The 20,269-nt window shown below is 57.6% G+C and carries 20 protein-coding genes; 4 read left to right on the forward strand and 16 right to left on the reverse strand.

Going from position 1 to position 20,269, the window contains the following annotated elements:
• Window positions 1-202 precede the first annotated feature (202 nt).
• Window positions 203-790, reverse strand: coding sequence for an ACP phosphodiesterase (locus tag GHN92_RS20895; protein ID WP_095020574.1), 588 nt, complete (start codon window positions 788-790; stop codon window positions 203-205).
• A 154-nt stretch (window positions 791-944) separates the two neighbouring features.
• Here GHN92_RS20895 and GHN92_RS20900 point away from each other — a divergent pair, with 154 nt between their 5' ends.
• From GHN92_RS20900 to GHN92_RS20910, 3 genes are read left to right on the forward strand one after another with little or no spacing between them, the layout of a single operon-like run.
• Window positions 945-1,247, forward strand: coding sequence for a helix-turn-helix transcriptional regulator (locus GHN92_RS20900; protein ID WP_095001333.1), 303 nt, complete (start codon window positions 945-947; stop codon window positions 1,245-1,247).
• Window positions 1,248-1,257: 10 nt separating this feature from the next.
• Window positions 1,258-2,424, forward strand: a complete 1,167-nt coding sequence (locus GHN92_RS20905) for an MFS transporter (RefSeq protein WP_133144272.1) — start codon at window positions 1,258-1,260, stop codon at window positions 2,422-2,424.
• 20 nt (window positions 2,425-2,444) lie between these two features.
• Window positions 2,445-3,494 carry an alkene reductase gene (locus GHN92_RS20910; RefSeq protein WP_095001331.1) on the forward strand — a complete coding sequence of 350 codons (1,050 nt, stop codon included), beginning with the start codon at window positions 2,445-2,447 and terminating at the stop codon, window positions 3,492-3,494.
• A gap of 629 nt (window positions 3,495-4,123) precedes the next feature.
• On the opposite strand, the gene rpoS is transcribed toward GHN92_RS20910, so the two are convergent.
• The 8 genes from rpoS to GHN92_RS20950 all read right to left on the reverse strand — a co-directional run bounded on the left by rpoS (window position 4,124) and on the right by GHN92_RS20950 (window position 11,306).
• Window positions 4,124-5,128: an RNA polymerase sigma factor RpoS gene (gene rpoS / locus GHN92_RS20915; protein WP_095001330.1), complete on the reverse strand. Its 1,005-nt coding sequence runs from the start codon at window positions 5,126-5,128 to the stop codon at window positions 4,124-4,126.
• A gap of 106 nt (window positions 5,129-5,234) precedes the next feature.
• A complete protein-coding gene (locus tag GHN92_RS20920; RefSeq protein WP_095001329.1) occupies window positions 5,235-6,062 on the reverse strand; it encodes a peptidoglycan DD-metalloendopeptidase family protein in 828 nt (275 codons plus the stop codon).
• Window positions 6,063-6,271: 209 nt separating this feature from the next.
• The gene (locus tag GHN92_RS20925; RefSeq protein WP_169916772.1) at window positions 6,272-6,907 is read right to left on the reverse strand and encodes a protein-L-isoaspartate(D-aspartate) O-methyltransferase; all 636 of its coding nucleotides are present in this window, start codon (window positions 6,905-6,907) and stop codon (window positions 6,272-6,274) included.
• 41 nt (window positions 6,908-6,948) lie between these two features.
• Window positions 6,949-7,698, reverse strand: coding sequence for a 5'/3'-nucleotidase SurE (gene surE / locus GHN92_RS20930; protein ID WP_095001327.1), 750 nt, complete (start codon window positions 7,696-7,698; stop codon window positions 6,949-6,951).
• On the reverse strand, window positions 7,686-8,744 hold the full coding sequence (gene truD / locus GHN92_RS20935; protein WP_095001326.1) for a tRNA pseudouridine(13) synthase TruD: 1,059 nt from the start codon (window positions 8,742-8,744) through the stop codon (window positions 7,686-7,688). The genes surE and truD overlap by 13 nt, the downstream gene beginning before the upstream one ends.
• On the reverse strand, window positions 8,741-9,214 hold the full coding sequence (gene ispF, locus GHN92_RS20940) for a 2-C-methyl-D-erythritol 2,4-cyclodiphosphate synthase (protein WP_153381036.1): 474 nt from the start codon (window positions 9,212-9,214) through the stop codon (window positions 8,741-8,743). Before ispF ends, truD begins: the two co-directional genes overlap by 4 nt.
• A gap of 43 nt (window positions 9,215-9,257) precedes the next feature.
• Entirely contained in the window at window positions 9,258-10,109 is an 852-nt protein-coding gene (fghA, locus tag GHN92_RS20945) for an S-formylglutathione hydrolase (protein ID WP_176464271.1), read from the reverse strand.
• 84 nt (window positions 10,110-10,193) lie between these two features.
• On the reverse strand, window positions 10,194-11,306 hold the full coding sequence (locus GHN92_RS20950) for an S-(hydroxymethyl)glutathione dehydrogenase/class III alcohol dehydrogenase (RefSeq protein WP_016782003.1): 1,113 nt from the start codon (window positions 11,304-11,306) through the stop codon (window positions 10,194-10,196).
• A gap of 108 nt (window positions 11,307-11,414) precedes the next feature.
• On the opposite strand from GHN92_RS20950, the gene GHN92_RS20955 reads away from it, so the two are divergent.
• Window positions 11,415-12,320, forward strand: coding sequence for a LysR substrate-binding domain-containing protein (locus GHN92_RS20955; RefSeq protein ID WP_095001323.1), 906 nt, complete (start codon window positions 11,415-11,417; stop codon window positions 12,318-12,320).
• A gap of 115 nt (window positions 12,321-12,435) precedes the next feature.
• Here GHN92_RS20955 and ispD read toward each other — a convergent pair whose 3' ends face one another.
• The 7 genes from ispD to GHN92_RS20990 all read right to left on the reverse strand — a co-directional run bounded on the left by ispD (window position 12,436) and on the right by GHN92_RS20990 (window position 20,176).
• Window positions 12,436-13,140 carry a 2-C-methyl-D-erythritol 4-phosphate cytidylyltransferase gene (gene ispD / locus GHN92_RS20960; RefSeq protein ID WP_095001322.1) on the reverse strand — a complete coding sequence of 235 codons (705 nt, stop codon included), beginning with the start codon at window positions 13,138-13,140 and terminating at the stop codon, window positions 12,436-12,438.
• Window positions 13,137-13,415 carry a cell division protein FtsB gene (ftsB, locus tag GHN92_RS20965; RefSeq protein ID WP_016782000.1) on the reverse strand — a complete coding sequence of 93 codons (279 nt, stop codon included), beginning with the start codon at window positions 13,413-13,415 and terminating at the stop codon, window positions 13,137-13,139. The genes ispD and ftsB overlap by 4 nt, the downstream gene beginning before the upstream one ends.
• 168 nt (window positions 13,416-13,583) lie before the next feature.
• A complete protein-coding gene (gene eno / locus GHN92_RS20970; protein ID WP_095001321.1) occupies window positions 13,584-14,873 on the reverse strand; it encodes a phosphopyruvate hydratase in 1,290 nt (429 codons plus the stop codon).
• Between the two features lie 153 nt (window positions 14,874-15,026).
• Complete coding sequence (gene kdsA, locus GHN92_RS20975; RefSeq protein WP_016781998.1) at window positions 15,027-15,872, reverse strand: 3-deoxy-8-phosphooctulonate synthase; 846 nt, start codon at window positions 15,870-15,872, stop codon at window positions 15,027-15,029.
• Between the two features lie 5 nt (window positions 15,873-15,877).
• On the reverse strand, window positions 15,878-17,509 hold the full coding sequence (locus tag GHN92_RS20980; protein WP_029611550.1) for a CTP synthase: 1,632 nt from the start codon (window positions 17,507-17,509) through the stop codon (window positions 15,878-15,880).
• Window positions 17,510-17,781: 272 nt separating this feature from the next.
• Window positions 17,782-19,098 (reverse strand): tRNA lysidine(34) synthetase TilS, encoded by a 1,317-nt coding sequence (gene tilS, locus GHN92_RS20985; RefSeq protein WP_095038749.1) that lies wholly within the window; start codon window positions 19,096-19,098, stop codon window positions 17,782-17,784.
• 130 nt (window positions 19,099-19,228) lie between these two features.
• Window positions 19,229-20,176: an acetyl-CoA carboxylase carboxyltransferase subunit alpha gene (locus GHN92_RS20990; RefSeq protein WP_016781995.1), complete on the reverse strand. Its 948-nt coding sequence runs from the start codon at window positions 20,174-20,176 to the stop codon at window positions 19,229-19,231.
• Between the last annotated feature and the right edge of the window lie 93 nt (window positions 20,177-20,269).

A 20,269-nucleotide genomic window follows, 5' to 3' on the forward strand; every position in this document is an offset into this window, starting at 1 on the left:
AAGCCTTTTTGGTTACTTTTTCGGCGTCTGGAAAAAGTGACTCGCTGTAAGAGCGAAACCAATATCCCAGTTAGACACGAATGCCGGATATGTACTCAACACACCAGTCAAACAAGATCAAACAGCCGTAAACCCTGAGAACCTGGTGTAACTGACACAACCCATTGCCTGATTTTGCGACGACTTCGCCCCTCGTCAGCGGCTACGGACATCCCTTCCGGTAACAACCCGCCGCAAATACCTGCAACTGCGGATAAAACGCCCGAAAATCCTCGCTCAGAGGTTCATACAACGCCTTCAAGTCCTGCATCGCCCCGGCCAGTTCCTCGGGGCGCGACAAGCGCCGGGCTATACCATTGAACACCTGCTCCAGCACGGCAAAATCCCGATACGAACCCAACCAGTCATGGGCCGCCATGTGCGGCGCAATCGTGGCAAGCCGCCGTGGCAGCTGTTGTTCGGCCACCAGCACCCGGTAAAAATCCGAGGTAAAACGCTCCAGCGGCCCTTCAGCATACTGCCCCCAGTCCCGCGCCAGGCAATGGTCAAAAAACACGTCCAGCACAATGCCCGCATACCGCCGGCGAGTATGGGCAAATCGCGACAACGACTGATCAACCAGGGGGTGGTTGTCAGTAAAGACATCAATGCTGCGGTGCAGCGCTATACCGTGTTCAATGTCCGCGCTGTATTGGCCATGCAGCCGCCCTTTGACAAAATCGCCATAAAGACTGCCCAGCATTTCTTCCGGGCGCTGACCGCCAAGGTGCAGATGTGCGAGATAATTCATGGGCGCAGTTTAGCACTGCCACACCAATATCGTTATAACCCGATATATCGATTTGAGCTGATCTAAGATCGAAATCATATTTGTATATCGCGATATAACGATTTAAAGTTCGCCTCATCGCGATATAACGTTGTACCCAATGAGCACTGCAACCATGACGATCGACCTCGACGAAATAATAAAAGCCCTGGCACACCCAGTACGCCGAGAAATTCTCAACGCTCTGAAAAACCCTGATGCCTCGTTCCCTGACCAGGTTCACTCCACCGAACATGGTGTGTGTGCCGGGCAGTTTGATCAGCTCTGCGGCCTGTCGCAGTCCACGGTTTCTGCCCATCTCGCAACGCTGCAGCGAGCGGGCCTGATTACCAGCCAAAAACACGGTCAGTGGCACTTTTTCAAACGTAATGAGGAAACCATCAAGGTCTTCCTCGAAAAAATCAGCCAAGAGCTTTAAAAGGACTTCCATGCCCCTCTCGCTACTCATTCTGGCGCTCAGCGCTTTCGCCATCGGGACCACCGAGTTTGTGATCATGGGCTTGCTGCCTGATGTCGCAACCGACCTTGGTGTATCCATTCCCGGTGCCGGCTGGCTGGTAACCGGCTACGCGCTGGGTGTGGCCATCGGTGCGCCGTTTATGGCGCTGGCCACGGCCAGGTTGCCGCGCAAGGCCGCCCTGGTAGCGTTGATGGTGATATTCATCATCGGCAACCTGCTCTGTGCCCTGGCCAGTGATTACAACGTGCTGATGTTTGCCCGTGTTGTCACTGCCCTGTGCCACGGCGCGTTCTTCGGTATTGGTTCGGTCGTGGCCGCAGGCCTGGTACCTGCCAACAAGCGCGCGTCTGCCGTGGCCCTGATGTTTACCGGCCTGACCCTGGCCAACGTGCTCGGCGTTCCCCTGGGCACTGCTCTGGGCCAGGCAGCAGGATGGCGCTCGACGTTTTTTGCCGTCACCGTGATCGGTGTCGTGGCATTGATCGGCCTGATCCGCTTTCTGCCAGCCAAGCGTGACGAGGAAAAACTCGACATGCGTGCCGAACTGGCCGCGCTCAAAGGCGCAGGCATCTGGCTGTCGCTGAGCATGACTGCGCTGTTTTCCGCGTCGATGTTCACCCTGTTCACTTATGTCGCGCCCCTGCTCGGTGATGTCACCGGCGTTTCGCCAAGCGGCGTGACCTGGACTCTGCTGCTGATCGGCCTTGGCCTGACGGTGGGCAATATCATCGGTGGCAAGCTGGCGGACAAACGCCTGGCCGCAACGCTGATCGGTGTGTTTATCGCGATGACGGTGATGTCCACCGTACTGACCTGGACCAGCGTCGCGGTGATCCCGACTGAAATCACCCTGTTTTTGTGGGCTGCGGCTTCATTCGCTGCCGTACCGGCGCTGCAAATCAATGTCGTGACCTTCGGCAAGGCTGCCCCGAACCTGGTTTCAACCCTGAATATCGGCGCATTCAACGTCGGCAATGCACTCGGCGCCTGGGTTGGCGGCAGTGTCATCGCCCACGGCTTCGGCCTCACCAGCGTTCCACTGGCCGCTGCCGCACTGGCAATACTGGCACTGCTGGTGACGCTGATCACTTTCCGCCAGGGCGGCAATTCCGAACTGGCTACTGCTACTAACTGATCCTTGAGAGGGCTGCATAAATGACGACGATTTTCGATCCGATCAAGTTGGGCGACCTCGAACTGCCCAACCGCATCATCATGGCTCCGCTGACCCGCTGCCGCGCCAGCGAAGGTCGGGTACCTAATGCCCTGATGGCTGAATACTACGTTCAACGCGCCTCTGCCGGCCTGATCCTGAGCGAGGCCACATCGGTCACGCCTATGGGCGTCGGCTACCCTGACACTCCGGGCATCTGGGCCGACGACCAGGTACGCGGCTGGACCAACATCACCCGGGCCGTACACGCCGCCGGTGGCCGGATTGCGCTGCAGTTGTGGCATGTAGGCCGCATCTCGCATCCGATGTACCTGAACGGTGAAACGCCGGTTGCACCCAGCGCCATTGCGGCCAAGGGCCATGTTAGCCTGGTGCGCCCGAAGGTTGATTTCCCGACGCCTCGCGCGCTGGAAACTGCCGAGATCGCCGATATTGTCGAGGCCTACCGCACAGGCGCAGAAAACGCCAAGGCTGCCGGTTTTGATGGCGTCGAGATCCATGGTGCAAATGGCTACCTGCTCGACCAGTTCCTGCAAAGCAGCACCAACAAACGTACCGACCAGTACGGCGGCAGCATAGAGAACCGTGCGCGCCTGTTGCTGGAAGTTACCGACGCCGCCATTGAAGTCTGGGGTGCCGGCCGGGTTGGCGTGCATTTGTCGCCACGGGCCGACCTGCACGACATGGGCGATGAAAACCTGGCCGAAACCTTTGGTTATGTCGCCCGCGAACTGGGCAAGCGCGGTATTGCCTACATCTGTGCGCGCGAGCATGAAGCTGCCGACAGCCTGGGCCCGCAACTCAAGCAAGCCTTCGGTGGCCCGTACATCGTCAATGAGAGCTTCACCAAAGACAGTGCCAATGCCTGGCTGGCAGCAGGCAAGGCCGATGCCGTCGCATTCGGCGTGCCGTTTATCGCCAACCCTGATCTGCCCGCACGCTTGAAGGCCGATGCGCCGCTGAATGAGGCGCACCCGGAAACCTTCTACGTCAATGGCGCAGTGGGCTATATCGACTATCCAGTACTCTAAGTACTGAGCCTGGCACGGCCAGGTGACTGCACCACGCAAAACGCCCGAGACCAATGGCCTTGGGCGTTTTGCTATAACCGTTTAAACATCACCGCCCGGACCTTTTTTGCGGGCAAAAAAAAGGGGCGGTTTGACCCGCCCACATTTTTTCCCTAGTCCCTTTTGTTCCTTCTCATCATCCTGATGAATCGCTTCCCGCGATGTCCGTCTGCGTTCTTCCTTGAGCGCCGTATCGATCCGTCGATACAGTTCAAATACTAGAGTTTTATAGGATTGCTGCAAGCGCGGATGTTATGAGTATTTATTACACAAACTGCCCAACTAAAAATATAAATACGTTATATTTCAATGACTTATGAGTTAAGCACTGTTACACAAAGGCGTTTGCCCTTTATTGCCAAGCCCTTGGCTTACGTAAAAAGTAAGTAAAGGCTTACAGCAAGCCACAGGCAATAACCTATCTCGTCCGTGACATTCCATTTCAAAGCCGATTAAATAAACAATTAGTTCAAGTTTGTATAACAACAAGGTCCATATTGTTGTCAAATTCGCACTACCGGGCATCACTCAAAACAAACACCCACAAAAAACCCCGATTAGTTCGGGGTTTTTTGTCAGTCGTTCGCGGATTACTGGAACAGCGACTCGCTCGACAGGCCGTTGCGTTCAAGAATTTCTCGCAAGCGCTTGAGCCCTTCAACCTGGATCTGGCGCACACGCTCACGGGTCAGGCCAATTTCCAGCCCTACATCCTCAAGAGTGCTGCTCTCATGGCCACGCAGCCCGAAACGGCGAATCACCACTTCACGCTGCTTGTCTGTGAGCTCGGACAACCACTGATCGATACTTTGCGACAAGTCATCGTCCTGAAGCAGCTCACAAGGGTCTGTGGGCCTGTCATCCGTCAGGGTATCAAGCAGGGTTTTGTCAGAGTCCGGCCCCAAAGACACGTCTACCGAAGACACGCGTTCATTAAGCCCAAGCATGCGCTTGACCTCGGCGACCGGTTTTTCGAGCAGATTGGCGATTTCTTCAGGAGAGGGTTCGTGATCGAGCTTTTGCGTGAGTTCGCGCGCGGCTCGCAGGTAGACGTTCAGCTCTTTTACAACGTGGATCGGCAAACGGATGGTGCGGGTCTGGTTCATGATCGCCCGTTCAATCGTTTGGCGGATCCACCAGGTGGCGTAGGTCGAGAAGCGAAACCCTCGTTCGGGATCGAATTTCTCGACAGCCCGGATCAGGCCCAGGTTGCCTTCTTCGATCAGGTCAAGCAATGACAAACCACGGTTGACGTAACGTCGGGCAATTTTCACCACCAGCCGCAGGTTGCTTTCTATCATTCGCTTGCGCCCGGCCGGGTCGCCGCTTTGCGACAAACGCGCAAAATGGACTTCTTCTGCCGGAGAGAGTAACGGGGAAAAGCCGATTTCATTGAGGTACAACTGGGTCGCATCAAGGGCCCGCGTGTAGTCAATGTACTTGTGCTGTTTTGTAGCAGCTGCTTTTTTGGACTTGGTTCTAGCTGTAGGGGGCGAATCGTCTTCTTCTGACATCAAGTCGCTATCGATGCTGGAGTCCATAAGGAGCACCTCATCGTCGATGTCAAACCCCGGCGCTTCTTTGTTGAGAGCCATTGCAATAGTCCTTTGTTGAGTTCGACCTCAAGCTCAAGCCTCGCCTTAATCCCTGGCAACGCTGGAGCCTGTTCCTTATCCACATCAGGAACAGGCTGGTAACCGATCAACGGCGAGGAAGGAATTGCAATGGATCTACAGGTTTACCTTGGCGGCGAATCTCAAAGTGAAGTTTCACCCGGTCTGTACCAGTTGACCCCATTTCGGCAATTGTCTGTCCGACCTTGACCTGCTGCCCCTCCCGAACCAAAAGCCTGCGGTTGTGACCGTAGGCACTGACGTAGGTATCACTGTGTTTGATGATGATCAGTTCGCCGTAGCCCCTCAATCCACTGCCAGCGTATACAACCGAACCATCAGACGCAGCTAAAACAGGCTGTCCCAAATCGCCGGCGATATCAATACCTTTATTCAAACTACCGTTTGAAGAGAATTTTCCGATCAAAATGCCATTTGAGGGCCATCCCCACCCCTTGGGAGCAGGGCCTGCCGGCATCGGGGCAACCGCTGCGGGGGCACTTGCAGCCGTGGCGGAACGCTTGATAACCGTGGTTTTGCTGCCCGAAGAGGATGACACAACGGTGGTGGTCGAGCCGCCTGCAGGCTGGGTGCCTGAGCGCCCGTCAAAGCGGATGACCTGGCCCGGGACGATGGTGAACGGGGCGGCAATATTGTTGCGTGCAGCCAAGGCCTTCCAGTCCCACCCATAACGAAAGGCAATCGAGAACAAAGTGTCGCCGCGACGCACCGCGTATTGCCCGGTGGTCACGGCCGGGCGCTGGGCCACGCCGTTACGGTCAACGACATTCACGCCATTTTTGGGGGTGCTGGAGCACGCTGCCAACAAAGCCAGTGTGGTACTCAGAAATAGACCGACCACCAGTCTCTGAAAGCTTTTGCTGCTCTTACGCTGCGCAATGACTGTGAGACTCACCCGCCGCTCCCTTTGAAGATGGCTAAATAGTAAAACGCCAGTACTGGCCATGGTTTGCAGCAAGTATAACTGGCTATAGGGCTTTTACAGACTGTAAAGCCGATTGATAAACACAGCGTATAAAACATACACACATACCGGGCAGAGCCCGGGTGATGGGCTTTATGACCCGTACCCTGCCCCAAAATTCACCCGATACGTACAAAGACTCAGGCCAGCGGCCCGTTGAGCAGCGGCACAAAGCGTACATTACCGATCACCCGCCGGGCGAAACCGTGCTCTTCGCGCACGATCAACATCAACTGCTGCATCTCGCCGGCCCCCACCGGGATCACCAGGCGCCCGCCAGGGGCCAGTTGGTCGAGCAGTGCCTGCGGCACATCAGTGGCTACAGCGGTGACGATAATGCCGTTGTAAGGCGCCAGCGCAGGCCAGCCCTCCCACCCATCGCCCCAGCGGAACACCACATTGCGCAGGTTGAGCTCAAGCAATCGCTCCTTGGCCCGGTCCTGCAGCACCTTGATGCGCTCGACCGAAAAAATCCGCTCGACCAGCTGCGACAGCACGGCGGTCTGGTACCCCGAACCGGTGCCGATCTCCATGACCTTGTCCAGCGGCCCGTCCTCAAGCAACAGCTCGCTCATGCGCGCCACCATGTAAGGCTGGGAGATGGTCTGGTTATTGCCGATCGGCAGCGCCGTATCTTCGTACGCCCTGTGCGCCAGGGCTTCATCCACAAACAGATGACGTGGCGTGCGGCGAATGACCTCGAGCACGTTCTGGTTAACGATGCCCTCTTCACGCAGGCGCTGAATCAGCCGCTCACGGGTGCGCTCAGAGGTCATGCCAATGCCGCGGTGCATCATGCCATCCTGCTCGCGCGCCATCAGCCCATGCCCTCCAGCCAGTCATTGAGGCTGTTGAAACCATCACCAAAGGTGCGATCCAGTTGCAGCGGCGTGATCGATACATAACCCTGCATCACGGCATGGAAGTCCGTGCCCGGGCCACCGTCTTCGACATCGCCTGCCGCAGCAATCCAGTAACCTGCCTTGCCGCGCGGATCAACCACCCGTACCGGTGCAGCAGCACGGGCACGATGGCCGAGACGGGTGAGTTGAATGCCACGAATCTTCGCCAACGGCAGGTTGGGAATGTTCACATTGAGGACCGTACGCGGCGGCAAGTTCAGCGATGCGTGGGCTTCAAGCAGCTTGCGGGCAAAAAACGCCGCCGTCGGCAGGTTGTCCACCTGGCGGGAGACCAACGAAAAGGCAAAAGAAGGACGATCCAGGAAGCGGCCCTCGAGTGCCGCCGCCACAGTGCCCGAGTACAACACGTCATCACCCAGGTTGGCACCCAGGTTGATGCCCGACACCACCATGTCCGGCTGCTGCTCGAGCAAGCCGTGAATAGCCAGGTGCACGCAATCGGTAGGTGTACCGTTGATGCTGATAAAGCCATTGGCCAGGGTATGAGGATGCAGGGGACGGTCCAGCGTCAGCGAACTGCTGGCACCACTTTTGTCCTGCTCGGGGGCAACTACCACGCACTCGGCGTAGTCGGCCAGCGCACCATAAAGCGCGGCCAGGCCCGGAGCTGTTACCCCGTCATCGTTTGAAATCAGAATACGCATAAGGTGTCCGCTTGATCCAACGTCACCAGATCAACAAGCTCGCGCACCAGAACAGTGGCGAAGCATCCTGGCGGCAGAACAAATTCCAGTTGCAGAATGTCAGGCTGAGGATAATGCCACGTCAACCGGCCAATGGGCAGTCGCAGGATACGTCGCTCATGGCTCATGCCGGCGCGTACCAGCCAGTCACGCAAGTCGGCTTCACGCTCTGCAATTGACTGCTCCAGCGCGTGGGTGGCGCCAGTGGTCGGTGATTCGCCCTCGCCCCACTGCGGGCCGGTGGGGTGCAGATCGAGAATGGCCAGGCGCGGGTCGCTGCATTCAGCCTCGCCCGCCGGGAAAAAGCTGCGGCTGTCGGTAAAAGCCAGTAAATCGCCAACCTGCGCCCGTTGCCAGCTGCCATCAGCCACCCGTGCGGCCAGCACCTGATTGAACAGATAGCTGCGCGCGGTGGACAGCAGCCGCGAACGAACGTTGCGCTGCTCAGGCAAGGCCTTGCGCGCCGCATAATCACGGGCTTCGCCCAGATTGCCGCCCTGCCAGCCAAAGCGCTGGCTACCGAAATAGTTCGGTACACCCTGCTTGGCGATCAGTTGCAGGCGTTGCTCCAGCGCGTCCTTGTCGGCGTTCAGTTGCGTCAGGCGCAAGGTGAAACCATTGGCCGCATGGGCTCCACGCTGCAATTTGCGCTTGTGTCGCGAGGTCTTGAGAATCTTCAGCGTGTCGTTTTCGGCGCCCGACAGATCAGGGTCTGCCTTGCCCGGCAGTTGCACGCTGAACCACTGGCGGGTCAATGCCTGGCGGTCCTTGAGGCCTGCATAGCTGACGGTGCGCAGCGGCACGCCTGCCGCCTTGGCAAGGCGCCGGGCCGCCTCCTCGGTATTCAGGCCGCGCTTCTCGACCCACAACCACAGGTGCTCACCATCTCCGGACAGCGGTATATCAAGCACTTCGTCGACTTGAAAATCTTCAGCCGTGGCCTTGAGCACAGCCGTGCCCAATGCCTCGCCATAAGCGAGCGGGCCCAGCAGATCGAACTCGTTCATGAGCGAACCAACAAGGCAATGGAATGCACTGCGATGCCTTCTTCACGCCCAACGAAGCCGAGCTTCTCGGTGGTCGTGGCCTTTACGTTTACCTTGTCCAAATCAACCTCTAGATCCGCGGCAATCAGCGCACGCATCGTTTCAATATGCGGCGCCATTTTTGGTGCCTGGGCAATGATGGTGTTGTCGACATTGCCGACTTTCCAGCCCTTGGCATGGATCAGACCGACGACATGACGCAACAGAACGCGACTGTCAGCGCCCTTGAAGGTCGGATCGGTGTCCGGGAAATGCTTGCCGATATCGCCAAGCGCTGCAGCGCCCAGCAAGGCGTCGCTCAGGGCGTGCAACAGCACATCGCCATCAGAGTGGGCCAACAGCCCGAATTTATGGGAGATCCGCACGCCGCCCAACGTAATGAAATCGCCTTCAGCGAAACAGTGCACATCATAGCCGTGGCCAATACGCATAAAAAAACGCCCCGATTAAGTCAGGGCGTGATTCTACCTACTATTAAGCACTTAGTGCGCTTGCGTGGTGACGCAAGTGGTCGTCAATAAAGCTGGCGATGAAGAAATAGCTATGGTCGTAGCCCGGTTGCAAACGCAAGGTCAGCGGGTAATCGGCTAGCCTGGCGGCCTGTTGCAGCACTTCAGGCTTGAGCTGAACAGCCAGGAAGTCATCGCGATCTCCCTGATCGACCAGCAACGGCAGCCTTTCACTGGCCTCGCCAATCAGCACACTGGCATCCCACTCACGCCAGCGCGCCCGCTCTTCTCCCAGGTAATGGGAGAATGCCTTTTGCCCCCACGGGCAATCCGTCGGATTGCTGATGGGCGCAAACGCCGACACCGACAGGTAACGCCCCGGATTACGCAACGCGCAAACCAATGCCCCGTGCCCACCCATCGAGTGTCCGCTGATGCCACGCTTTTGCGAAGCCGGGAAATGCGCTTCGACCAGAGCCGGCAATTCCTGCACCACATAATCGTGCATCTGATAGTGCTGGGCCCACGGCTGCTGAGTGGCATTCAGATAGAACCCTGCACCCAGGCCGAAATCCCACGCCCCCTGCGGGTCATCGGGCACGCCTTCGCCACGGGGGCTGGTGTCCGGTGCGACGATGATAAGGCCCAATTCGGCAGCCATCTTCATAGCCCCGGCCTTGTGCATGAAGTTTTCGTCGGTACAGGTCAAACCCGACAACCAATACACTACAGGCAGCTTTGCGCCCTGCTCCGCCTGCGGCGGCAAGTACACGGCAAACACCATGTCGCAGCCCAGCACTTCGGACCGGTGCTTGTAACGCTTGTGCCAACCGCCAAAGCTCTTCTGGCAGGAAATGTTCTCAAGAGACATGGGCAACTCCAGACCACAAGACAAACACCCCCCTGTGGGAGCAAGCCCGCTCCCACAGGTATTTTATGGCATTCGACTTGCCGCAGTTATTTAGAAATGGATGACAGTGCGGATGCTTTTGCCTTCATGCATCAGGTCAAAAGCCTTATTGATATCTTCCAGGCCCATGGTGTGGGTGATGAAAGTATCCAGCGGGATCTCGCCGCTTTGTGCCATATCTACATAGCTTGGCAATTCGCTGCGGCCGCGCACGCCACCAAATGCCGAACCGCGCCAGACGCGACCGGTCACCAGCTGGAACGGACGGGTGGAAATTTCCTGCCCCGCACCTGCCACGCCAATAATCACCGACTCGCCCCATCCCTTGTGGCAGCACTCCAGTGCCGCACGCATCAACTGCACATTGCCGATGCACTCAAAGGAAAAATCGACACCGCCATCGGTCATGTCGACTATCACTTCCTGAATCGGGCGATCGAAGTCTTTCGGGTTCACGCAATCAGTAGCACCCAGCTGTCGGGCGATTTCAAACTTGGCCGGGTTGATATCAATGGCAATGATCCGCGCCGCCTTCGCTTTCACCGCACCGATTACCGCAGACAGGCCAATACCGCCCAGACCGAAAATGGCCACGGTGTCGCCCGGCTTGACCTTGGCCGTGTTCAGCACCGCGCCGATCCCGGTCGTCACGCCGCAACCCAGTAGACACACTTTCTCCAGAGGAGCGTCCTTCTGAATTTTTGCGACCGAAATCTCAGGGAGCACGGTGTATTCGGAAAAGGTCGAAGTGCCCATGTAGTGGAAAATCGGCTGACCTTTGTAGGAGAAGCGCGTAGTGCCATCAGGCATCAAGCCCTTGCCCTGGGTGGCACGAATGGCCTGACACAGGTTGGTCTTGCCCGACAGGCAGAATTTGCACTTGCCACATTCAGGGGTGTACAGCGGGATGACATGATCGCCGACCGCAACCGAGGTCACGCCTTCGCCGATGGCTTCAACGATGGCACCGCCTTCATGGCCCAGGATCGACGGGAAGATGCCTTCCGGGTCTGCGCCCGACAAGGTGTAGGCATCGGTATGGCAAACACCCGAGGCCACAACCCGCAGCAGCACTTCGCCAGCCTTGGGCATGGCAACGTCTACTTCCACGATTTCCAGCGGCTTTTTGGCTTCGAACGCAACGGCGGCACGTGACTTGATCATCGATCGTCTCCAGCAAAGTAAAAACAAGACGCAGAGTGTAAATCAGCGCCAGGTGATTAATAATCCAGGCAAAAGCAAAACATTATTGCTATGCAGGGATAATCAACCATGAATGAGAACCGCTGGGAAGGTATAGACGAATTTGTCGCTGTGGCCGAATGCGGCCAATTCACGGCGGCGGCCGAACGTCTTGGCGTCTCTTCATCCCATATCAGCCGCCAGGTAGCGCGACTTGAAGAGCGATTGCAGACCCGCCTGTTTTATCGCAGTACCCGCAAGGTGACGCTGACCGAAGCCGGGCAGACTTTTTTGCAGCATTGCCAGCGCCTGCAAGACGGACGTGAAGAAGCACTGCGTGCCATCGGTGATCTGGCCAGCGAGCCCAAGGGCATGTTGCGCATGACCTGTGCCGTGGCCTATGGCGAACGCTTTATCGTGCCGCTGGTTACGCGCTTTATGGGGCTGTACCCGCAATTGCGGGTGGACATCGAACTGAGCAACCGGCCATTGGACCTGGTGCATGAAAGCCTGGATCTGGCGATCCGCCTGGGGCGCTTGCAGGACTCAAGACTGGTAGCCACGCGCCTGGCTCCCAGGCGCATGTATATGTGCGCCTCGCCCTCCTACCTGGAACGTTACGGGCGCCCCCATAGCCTGTCGGAATTGAGCCGGCACAATTGTCTGATTGGCAGTTCAGATCTATGGCAATTGCAGCAGGACGGCCGCGAATTTTCGCAACGGGTGCAAGGGAACTGGCGATGCAACAGTGGGCAGGCTGTACTGGATGCTGCGTTACAGGGTGTAGGGATTTGTCAGTTGCCGGACTATTACGTGCTGGAGCACTTGAAGACCGGGACGCTGGTGTCGTTGCTCGATACCCACCAGCCCCCCAACACCGCCGTCTGGGCGCTGTACCCGCAACAGCGGCACTTGTCGCCCAAGGTCAGAAAGCTGGTTGATTACTTGAAGGAGGGGTTGGCCAGGCGGGAGGAATACCAGGAGAGGGAGCAGTAGTTTTTAACAGTGGGAGCGGGCTTGCTCGCGATGCAGACGACTCGGTCTGTCAGGCAAACTCAGCTGATACCATCGCGAGCAAGCCCGCTCCCACAAGAACCTCAGCAGGTTCTGATCAGCGCTTGGCCCAACGCAAACGCAACCACTCAAGGTCTTCGGGGCGGGTGACCTTGATGTTGTCCGAACGCCCTTCGATCAAACGCGGCGCCAGACCTGCCCACTCCATCGCTGAAGATTCATCGGTGATGGTTGCATCGGCCACCAGACTGTCAGCCAAAGCACGATGCAACGCCCCCAAGCGGAACATCTGCGGCGTATAGGCTTGCCAGATCAAGCTGCGATCCACGGTTTCAACCGCACGCCCCTGCTTGTCCACCCGTTTGAGCGTGTCCCGCGCTGGAACGGCTAACAAACCACCTACAGGGTCGTCAGCCAATTCACTCAGCAGCTTGTTAAGGTCTTCCCGAGACAGGTTGGGCCTCGCGGCATCATGCACCAACACCCAATCATCATCTGCCGCGCCCTGCGCATGCAGGTGCAACAACGCGTTGAGTACCGAGTCGGCGCGCTCACGCCCGCCGTCTACCCGTACAACCCGAGGGTCGGCAGCACAAGGCAAGGACGGCCAGAAAGGATCATCAAAAGCGACACTGACCACCAGCCCCTTGAGGCCGGGATGGTCGAGAAAACAGCTGATGCTGTGTTCCAGAATACTGCGTCCACCCAACTGCAAATATTGCTTGGGACGGTCCGCGGCCATACGGGCACCAACACCCGCGGCAGGAATCACGGCCCAGAAGGCCGGTGACAAATGACTCATTGGGCCAACTGATAGAGGGTTTCACCCTCTTTGATCATGCCCAACTCATGGCGAGCACGTTCTTCAACGGTCTCCATGCCTTTTTTCAGCTCCAGCACTTCCGCATCCAGCACGCGGTTGCGCTCAAGCAGGATTTCGTTTTCAGCACGCTGATCGGCTATTTGCTGGGTCAGGTCAGTAACCTGCGCCAAACTGCCATTACCCACCCACAGGCGATACTGCAGGCCTGCCAGCAGCAAGAGCAAGATTAGAAACAACCAATTGGGACTGCGCATCGAATATCAGGTATCCAGTGAAAAGACAGCCATGCCGACAAACGTAAACAACGAATAATACAAAGCCTGGACGAACCAGGCTTGTATACAGAAGCATCAGATTAGTGTCTAAAGACCCGACTTGGCGAGCTTTCCGACACTACCTGCTGACTTTTTACCATTAAGTACTCAGCCGCGAAACTCGCCACGGCCGTTGTACTTGGCTTTTGCACCCAGTTGCTCTTCGATACGCAGCAATTGGTTGTACTTGGAAACGCGATCGGAACGGCACAGCGAGCCGGTCTTGATCTGGCCAGCGGCGGTACCCACGGCCAGGTCGGCAATGGTGGAATCTTCGGTTTCGCCGGAGCGGTGCGAGATCACAGCCGTGTAACCTGCAGCCTTGGCCATCTGGATGGCTTCCAGGGTTTCGGTCAGGGTGCCGATCTGGTTGAACTTGATCAGGATCGAGTTGGCGATGCTCTTGTCGATGCCTTCTTTCAGGATCTTGGTGTTGGTAACGAACAGGTCGTCGCCTACCAGCTGTACTTTCTCACCGATTTTGTCGGTCAGAATTTTCCAGCCATCCCAGTCAGACTCGTCCAGACCGTCTTCGATGGAGATGATCGGGTAACGCTGGGTCAGACCTTTGAGGTATTCAGCAAAACCTTCGGAGCTGAACACTTGGCCTTCGCCCGACAGGTTGTACTTGCCGTCTTCGTAGAATTCGCTGGCCGCGCAGTCCAGCGCCAGGGTCACGTCGGTGCCCAGGGTGTAACCGGCATTGGCGATGGCTTCGGAAATGACTTTCAGAGCATCTTCGTTGGACGCCAGGTTAGGTGCGAAACCGCCTTCGTCGCCCACTGCGGTGTTCAGGCCACGGGCCTTGAGCACTGCTTTGAGGTGATGGAAGATTTCGGTGCCCATGCGCAGCGCGTCGGAAAAGGTCTTGGCGCCAACCGGCTGAACCATGAACTCTTGAATGTCGACGTTGTTATCGGCGTGCTCGCCACCGTTGATGATGTTCATCATCGGAACCGGCATCGAGTAAACACCCGGAGTACCGTTCAGGTTGGCGATGTGTGCGTACAGCGGCAGGTCCTGGTCCTGGGCAGCAGCTTTGGCAGCAGCCAAAGACACGGCCAGGATGGCGTTGGCGCCCAGGGAGCCTTTGTTCTCAGTACCGTCCAGCGCGATCATCGCGTGGTCCAGCGCCTTTTGGTCAACCGGGTCTTTACCCAGCAGCAAATCACGAATCGGGCCGTTGATGTTGGCAACGGCTTTCAGCACGCCTTTGCCCAGGTAACGGCTTTTGTCGCCATCACGCAGTTCCAGCGCTTCACGGGAACCGGTGGAAGCACCGGACGGCGCGCAAGCGCTGCCGATGATGCCGTTGTCGAGAAGCACGTCCGCTTCCACAGTGGGATTGCCACGGGAGTCGAGAACTTCACGACCTTTGATGTCGACGATCTTTGCCATTGTTGTAAATACTCCAAAGTTGACGAAAACGACGCAGCTGAGGGAAATATTGTTATCGGCGGCAAGGGTCAAATAGCGGGCAGCCTTGCGGGCGATAAGGCTCGGGCCCTGAGGCCCGAGAAATCGTGCGGTACTTTACCGGAGAAACGAGGGTTACGCGGTTTCTATTGTCGGAAAACTTTTAACCAACTCATCCAGCGACTTCAGCTGAGCCAGGAATGGCTCCAGCTTGTCCAGGCGCAAGGCACAAGGGCCGTCGCACTTGGCGTTGTCAGGATCCGGGTGTGCTTCCAGGAACAGACCGGCCAGGCTCTGGCTGATACCAGCCTTGGCCAGGTCGGTTACCTGGGCACGACGACCACCGGCAGAGTCCGAGCGACCGCCAGGCATTTGCAGCGCATGGGTCACGTCGAAAAACACCGGGTATTCGAACTGCTTCATGATGCCGAAGCCCAGCATGTCGACAACAAGGTTGTTGTAGCCAAAGCTGGAACCACGTTCGCAGAGGATCAACTGATCATTGCCCGCTTCTTCGCATTTGCTCAGGATGTGTTTCATTTCCTGAGGCGCAAGGAACTGGGCTTTTTTGATGTTGATCACGGCGCCGGTCTTGGCCATGGCCACGACCAGGTCAGTTTGACGCGACAGGAAAGCCGGCAACTGGATGATGTCGCAGACCTCGGCGACCACGGCCGCTTGCGCAGGCTCGTGGACGTCGGTAATCAGCGGCACACCGAAGGCGGCCTTGATGTCCTGAAAAATCCGCATGCCTTCTTCGAGGCCTGGGCCACGGTAAGAGCTGACAGATGAACGATTGGCCTTGTCGAAACTGGCCTTGAACACGTAAGGAATACCGAGCTTTTCGGTGACCCGTACGTACTCTTCGCAAACCTGCATGGCCATATCACGGCTTTCCAGCACGTTCATGCCACCGAACAAGACCATTGGCTTGTCGTTGGCAATTTCGATATTGCCTACACGGATAATCTTTTGCGCCATTCTGATTACGCCTTCTTCTCGTGTTGCGCCAGTGCAGCTTTGACGAAACCGGTGAACAATGGATGGCCATCACGTGGCGTGGAGGTGAACTCCGGGTGGAACTGGCAAGCGACAAACCAAGGATGGTCCGGAGCTTCAACCACTTCTACCAACGCGCCGTCACCGGAACGACCGGTCACTTTCAGGCCTGCTTCGGTCAGTTGCGGCAGCAGGTTATTGTTCACTTCATAGCGATGACGATGACGTTCAACAATCACGTCCTTGGCATAGCAATCGTGAACCAGGGAACCGGCTTGCAGCTGGCAATCCTGCGCGCCCAGACGCATGGTGCCGCCCAGGTCGGAAGTTTCGGTACGGGTTTCGACTGCACCGGTGGCGTCTTCCCACTCGGTGATCAGACCGACAACCGGATGGCCGCTGCTGCGATCGAATTCGGTGGAGTTGGCGTCTTTCCAGCCCAGCACATTACGTGCGAACTCGATAACCGCTACTTGCATGCCCAGGCAGATACCCAGGTATGGCACCTTGTTCTCGCGTGCATATTGAACGGCAGTGATCTTGCCTTCGACGCCGCGCAGACCGAAGCCGCCCGGAACCAGAATGGCATCACAGCCTTCAAGCAGCTCGGTGCCTTTGTTTTCGATGTCTTCGGAGTCGATATAGCGCAGGTTGACCTTGGTACGGTTGGAAATACCGGCGTGGCTCATCGCTTCGATCAGCGACTTGTACGCGTCCAGCAGTTCCATGTACTTGCCGACCATCGCGATGGTGACCTCGTGCTCCGGGTTCAGCTTGGCGTCGACGACCTTGTCCCACTCGGACAGGTCGGCGCTGTTGCATTCCAGGCCAAAGCGCTCAACGACGAAATCATCCAGGCCCTGAGCGTGCAGCATGCCCGGGATCTTGTAGATGGTGTCGGCGTCTTCCAGCGAAATGACAGCACGTTCCTCAACGTTGGTGAACAGCGCGATCTTGCGACGCGAAGACACATCAACGTGGTGATCGGAGCGGCAGATCAGTACGTCTGGCTGCAGGCCGATGGAACGCAGCTCTTTAACCGAGTGCTGTGTAGGTTTGGTTTTCGTTTCGCCAGCGGTGGCAATGTACGGAACCAGAGTCAGGTGCATCAGCATGGCGCGCTTGGCGCCCACTTCGATGCGCAGCTGACGGATAGCTTCGAGGAACGGTTGCGACTCAATGTCACCCACAGTGCCGCCAATCTCAACCATCGCTACGTCGGCATCGCCGGCGCCCTTGATGATCCGACGTTTGATTTCGTCGGTGATGTGCGGAATTACCTGAATGGTTGCACCCAGGTAATCACCACGGCGCTCCTTGCGCAGGACGTGTTCGTAAACGCGGCCCGTGGTGAAGTTGTTGTTCTGGGTCATGGTCGTGCGGATAAACCGCTCGTAATGGCCCAAGTCCAGGTCGGTTTCGGCGCCGTCGTGCGTGACGAACACTTCACCGTGCTGGAACGGGCTCATGGTGCCCGGATCAACGTTGATGTAGGGGTCCAGCTTCAGCATGGTGACCTTAAGTCCCCGCGCCTCCAGGATGGCTGCCAATGAAGCCGAGGCAATGCCTTTCCCCAATGAAGAAACAACACCGCCCGTGACGAAGATGTAGCGCGTCATGAAAAACCCTAGAAGTCTGCGTTAAAGCGGTCAGAGCCGCCGGGGAAAGCGAAGGAAGGCCGAAGCCCCCAATCACCAGCATTAGTCACAGTGCACCTTTCGAAAAACTGCTGCGTTGAAACAGACCGATGGAAACCACCGGTTCGATGCAAGCCACACATTTTTTTAAAATCGCCCAGCAAAGACTGCTTGGTAATCGGCAACATCTGCAATTCTGGTGAATCCACAGAAGTTGTATCAAGAAGGGAGCGTAGTCTACCGGAAACCCCCTTTCAGCTCAAACCTTGATCGCTCGAAGTTGGCAGCCACTGCAATTTCCAGTGCCCACAGGGGCTGGAGTCCAGTCCAGGGAGGTTTGCCACGGCCAATAACTGCTCATTGCGGTACAGAAGCGGCAATCTGCCACGGGCAAACAACGGAACACCTCGCTCGTTGAGCAGCCGCTTGAGATCACGATGACCGCGCTGTGCCTGCGCCATCACTTCGCCCCCTAGACGATAGCTCACTTGCAAAGGGCCATCCGGGATATCCCCGACAAAATGCACACGACCATTACCCGGCAGCGCCAGGGCCTGATCAGGACAGGGCCACAACACCGGGGCGATCGGTTGGTGCAACCATTCGCCGGCCAGCCACCAAATACGTCCACCGGCACGATGCAACTCGCCGTCTGCGAGCTTCCACACCGGCTGCGCATCGATGCGGGCATCCCGCAGGGCATCCCACCCCGCCCAATGGTCGGTGTCCGGCAATGACGTGAAGGCTGACAGCCAGTGACGCAAGGCATTGCGCTGACGGGCAGGTGACAGGCTGGCGATGGCGGTCAGTTCCAGGGAGGGCAAGCCAAGCCAGGCAAACTCGCTGGTAAAGCCCGCAGCGTGCAAATCCTGCTGGGCCAGTTCATCCAGCAAACCCTGCGCCTCGGCACAGTGCGCTGCGCTGCGGGCCATGCTGGCAGCCGCCTGGGGCCAGCGCCGAGCGAGGACCGGAAGGACTTCATGGCGCAGGAAATTGCGGGAAAAATCTGTCTGGGTGTTAGACGGGTCCTCAATCCAGCTCAGACCCTGTGTTCGGGCATATGACTCAAGCTGGGCGCGGGACACGTCCAGCAAAGGCCGGCACAGGTGTCCTGCGCCCAGGCGACGCTGGCGCGGCATGCCCGCCAAGCCGCTGACACCCGCCCCGCGCAACAGGCGAAACAACAGGGTTTCAGCCTGGTCATCGCGATGCTGCCCGAGCAGCAGCACCTCCCCGGCACCGCTGATCGCCGCAAACGCCTGATAGCGCGCATCCCGCGCTGCACGCTCGACACTTGCGCCCGCCTGCACCTGCACGGCAATCACCTGCAAGGGCACTCCAAGCCCCTTACACAGTGCCTGACAATGGGCTGGCCACGCATCGGCCGCCGCCTGTAGGCCATGATGCACATGGACAGCGGTGATAGGCGGTAATGAGTGGGTTTTACGTAATTGAACGAGAAGGTGCAGCAGAACTGTGGAATCGAGTCCGCCGGAGAGCGCGACGTGCCAGGCCTTGGCGTTGCGCCAGGGGCCGAGGGCTTGCAGAAGTAGAGTTGACATGTCAGCCATTAAAAGCCCCTCACCCTAGCCCTCTCCCAGAGGGAGAGGGGACTGACCGCACGCGGTAGCGAGAACACCACCAATCAGCTCCCTCTCCCTCCGGGAGAGGGTTGGGGTGAGGGCCGGTTTTAATCAGGTATCAGAGACCGTAGCTCATCAAACGATCATAACGACGTTTGAGCAGGGCTTCGTGATCCAGCTTCTTGAGCATGTCGAGCTGGGAAATCAGATCGGCACGAATGCTCGCAGAAGCCGCAGCCGGGTCACGGTGCGCGCCGCCCAATGGCTCGCCAATCACCTTGTCGACGATGCCCAGGCCTTTCAGACGTTCTGCAGTGATACCCATGGCTTCAGCTGCGTCCGGCGCTTTTTCGGCGGTTTTCCACAGAATCGAGGCGCAACCTTCCGGCGAGATCACCGCGTAGGTCGAGTACTGCAGCATGTTCAACTGGTCGCACACGCCAATGGCCAATGCACCGCCCGAACCGCCTTCGCCGATAACGGTGGCGATGATAGGGGTTTTCAGGCGCGACATGACGCGCAGGTTCCAGGCAATGGCTTCGCTCTGGTTGCGCTCTTCGGCGTCGATACCCGGGTAAGCACCCGGCGTGTCGATAAAGGTCAGGATCGGCATCTTGAAGCGCTCGGCCATTTCCATCAGACGGCAGGCCTTGCGGTAGCCTTCAGGGCGCGGCATACCGAAGTTGCGTCGTACCTTTTCACGCACTTCACGGCCTTTCTGATGACCAATCACCATCACTGGCTGATCGTCCAGACGGGCAATACCGCCAACAATGGCAGCGTCATCGGCAAAGTGGCGGTCGCCATGCAGCTCATCGAACTCGGTGAAGATGTGATCGATGTAGTCCAGCGTGTAGGGACGACGCGGGTGACGGGCCAAACGGGCAATCTGCCAGCTGGTCAGCTTGCCGAAAATATCTTCAGTCAGCGTTTTGCTTTTGTCTTGCAGACGAGAGATTTCATCACTGATATTCAGCGAATTGTCATTACCAACCAAGCGCAACTCTTCGATTTTGGCTTGCAGGTCAGCAATCGGCTGTTCGAAATCAAGAAAATTCGGGTTCATAAGCATCCGTCTTGGGTCGGCGGCAAAGCATGCCAGAGGGTCTGAAACCCAGCAATTGCTGGCGTTTCTAACCGAGCTGGGGCAGCCGGTTGA

The sequence above is a fragment of the Pseudomonas sp. FSL R10-2964 genome (genome assembly GCF_009600035.1).
Classification (GTDB): Bacteria; Pseudomonadota; Gammaproteobacteria; order Pseudomonadales; family Pseudomonadaceae; genus Aquipseudomonas; species Aquipseudomonas bubulae.

What these genes read in the sequence shown, in the direction of transcription:
- GHN92_RS20895 (WP_095020574.1), bottom strand. Translation starts at nt 790, where the DNA reads ATGAATTATCTCGCACATCTGCACCTTGGCGGTCAGCGCCCGGAAGAA.
- GHN92_RS20900 (WP_095001333.1), top strand. Translation starts at nt 945, where the DNA reads ATGACGATCGACCTCGACGAAATAATAAAAGCCCTGGCACACCCAGTA.
- GHN92_RS20905 (WP_133144272.1), top strand. Translation starts at nt 1,258, where the DNA reads ATGCCCCTCTCGCTACTCATTCTGGCGCTCAGCGCTTTCGCCATCGGG.
- GHN92_RS20910 (WP_095001331.1), top strand. Translation starts at nt 2,445, where the DNA reads ATGACGACGATTTTCGATCCGATCAAGTTGGGCGACCTCGAACTGCCC.
- rpoS (WP_095001330.1), bottom strand. Translation starts at nt 5,128, where the DNA reads ATGGCTCTCAACAAAGAAGCGCCGGGGTTTGACATCGACGATGAGGTG.
- GHN92_RS20925 (WP_169916772.1), bottom strand. Translation starts at nt 6,907, where the DNA reads ATGACCTCTGAGCGCACCCGTGAGCGGCTGATTCAGCGCCTGCGTGAA.
- surE (WP_095001327.1), bottom strand. Translation starts at nt 7,698, where the DNA reads ATGCGTATTCTGATTTCAAACGATGACGGGGTAACAGCTCCGGGCCTG.
- truD (WP_095001326.1), bottom strand. Translation starts at nt 8,744, where the DNA reads ATGAACGAGTTCGATCTGCTGGGCCCGCTCGCTTATGGCGAGGCATTG.
- ispF (WP_153381036.1), bottom strand. Translation starts at nt 9,214, where the DNA reads ATGCGTATTGGCCACGGCTATGATGTGCACTGTTTCGCTGAAGGCGAT.
- GHN92_RS20950 (WP_016782003.1), bottom strand. Translation starts at nt 11,306, where the DNA reads ATGATCAAGTCACGTGCCGCCGTTGCGTTCGAAGCCAAAAAGCCGCTG.
- GHN92_RS20955 (WP_095001323.1), top strand. Translation starts at nt 11,415, where the DNA reads ATGAATGAGAACCGCTGGGAAGGTATAGACGAATTTGTCGCTGTGGCC.
- ispD (WP_095001322.1), bottom strand. Translation starts at nt 13,140, where the DNA reads ATGAGTCATTTGTCACCGGCCTTCTGGGCCGTGATTCCTGCCGCGGGT.
- ftsB (WP_016782000.1), bottom strand. Translation starts at nt 13,415, where the DNA reads ATGCGCAGTCCCAATTGGTTGTTTCTAATCTTGCTCTTGCTGCTGGCA.
- eno (WP_095001321.1), bottom strand. Translation starts at nt 14,873, where the DNA reads ATGGCAAAGATCGTCGACATCAAAGGTCGTGAAGTTCTCGACTCCCGT.
- kdsA (WP_016781998.1), bottom strand. Translation starts at nt 15,872, where the DNA reads ATGGCGCAAAAGATTATCCGTGTAGGCAATATCGAAATTGCCAACGAC.
- GHN92_RS20980 (WP_029611550.1), bottom strand. Translation starts at nt 17,509, where the DNA reads ATGACGCGCTACATCTTCGTCACGGGCGGTGTTGTTTCTTCATTGGGG.
- tilS (WP_095038749.1), bottom strand. Translation starts at nt 19,098, where the DNA reads ATGGCTGACATGTCAACTCTACTTCTGCAAGCCCTCGGCCCCTGGCGC.
- GHN92_RS20990 (WP_016781995.1), bottom strand. Translation starts at nt 20,176, where the DNA reads ATGAACCCGAATTTTCTTGATTTCGAACAGCCGATTGCTGACCTGCAA.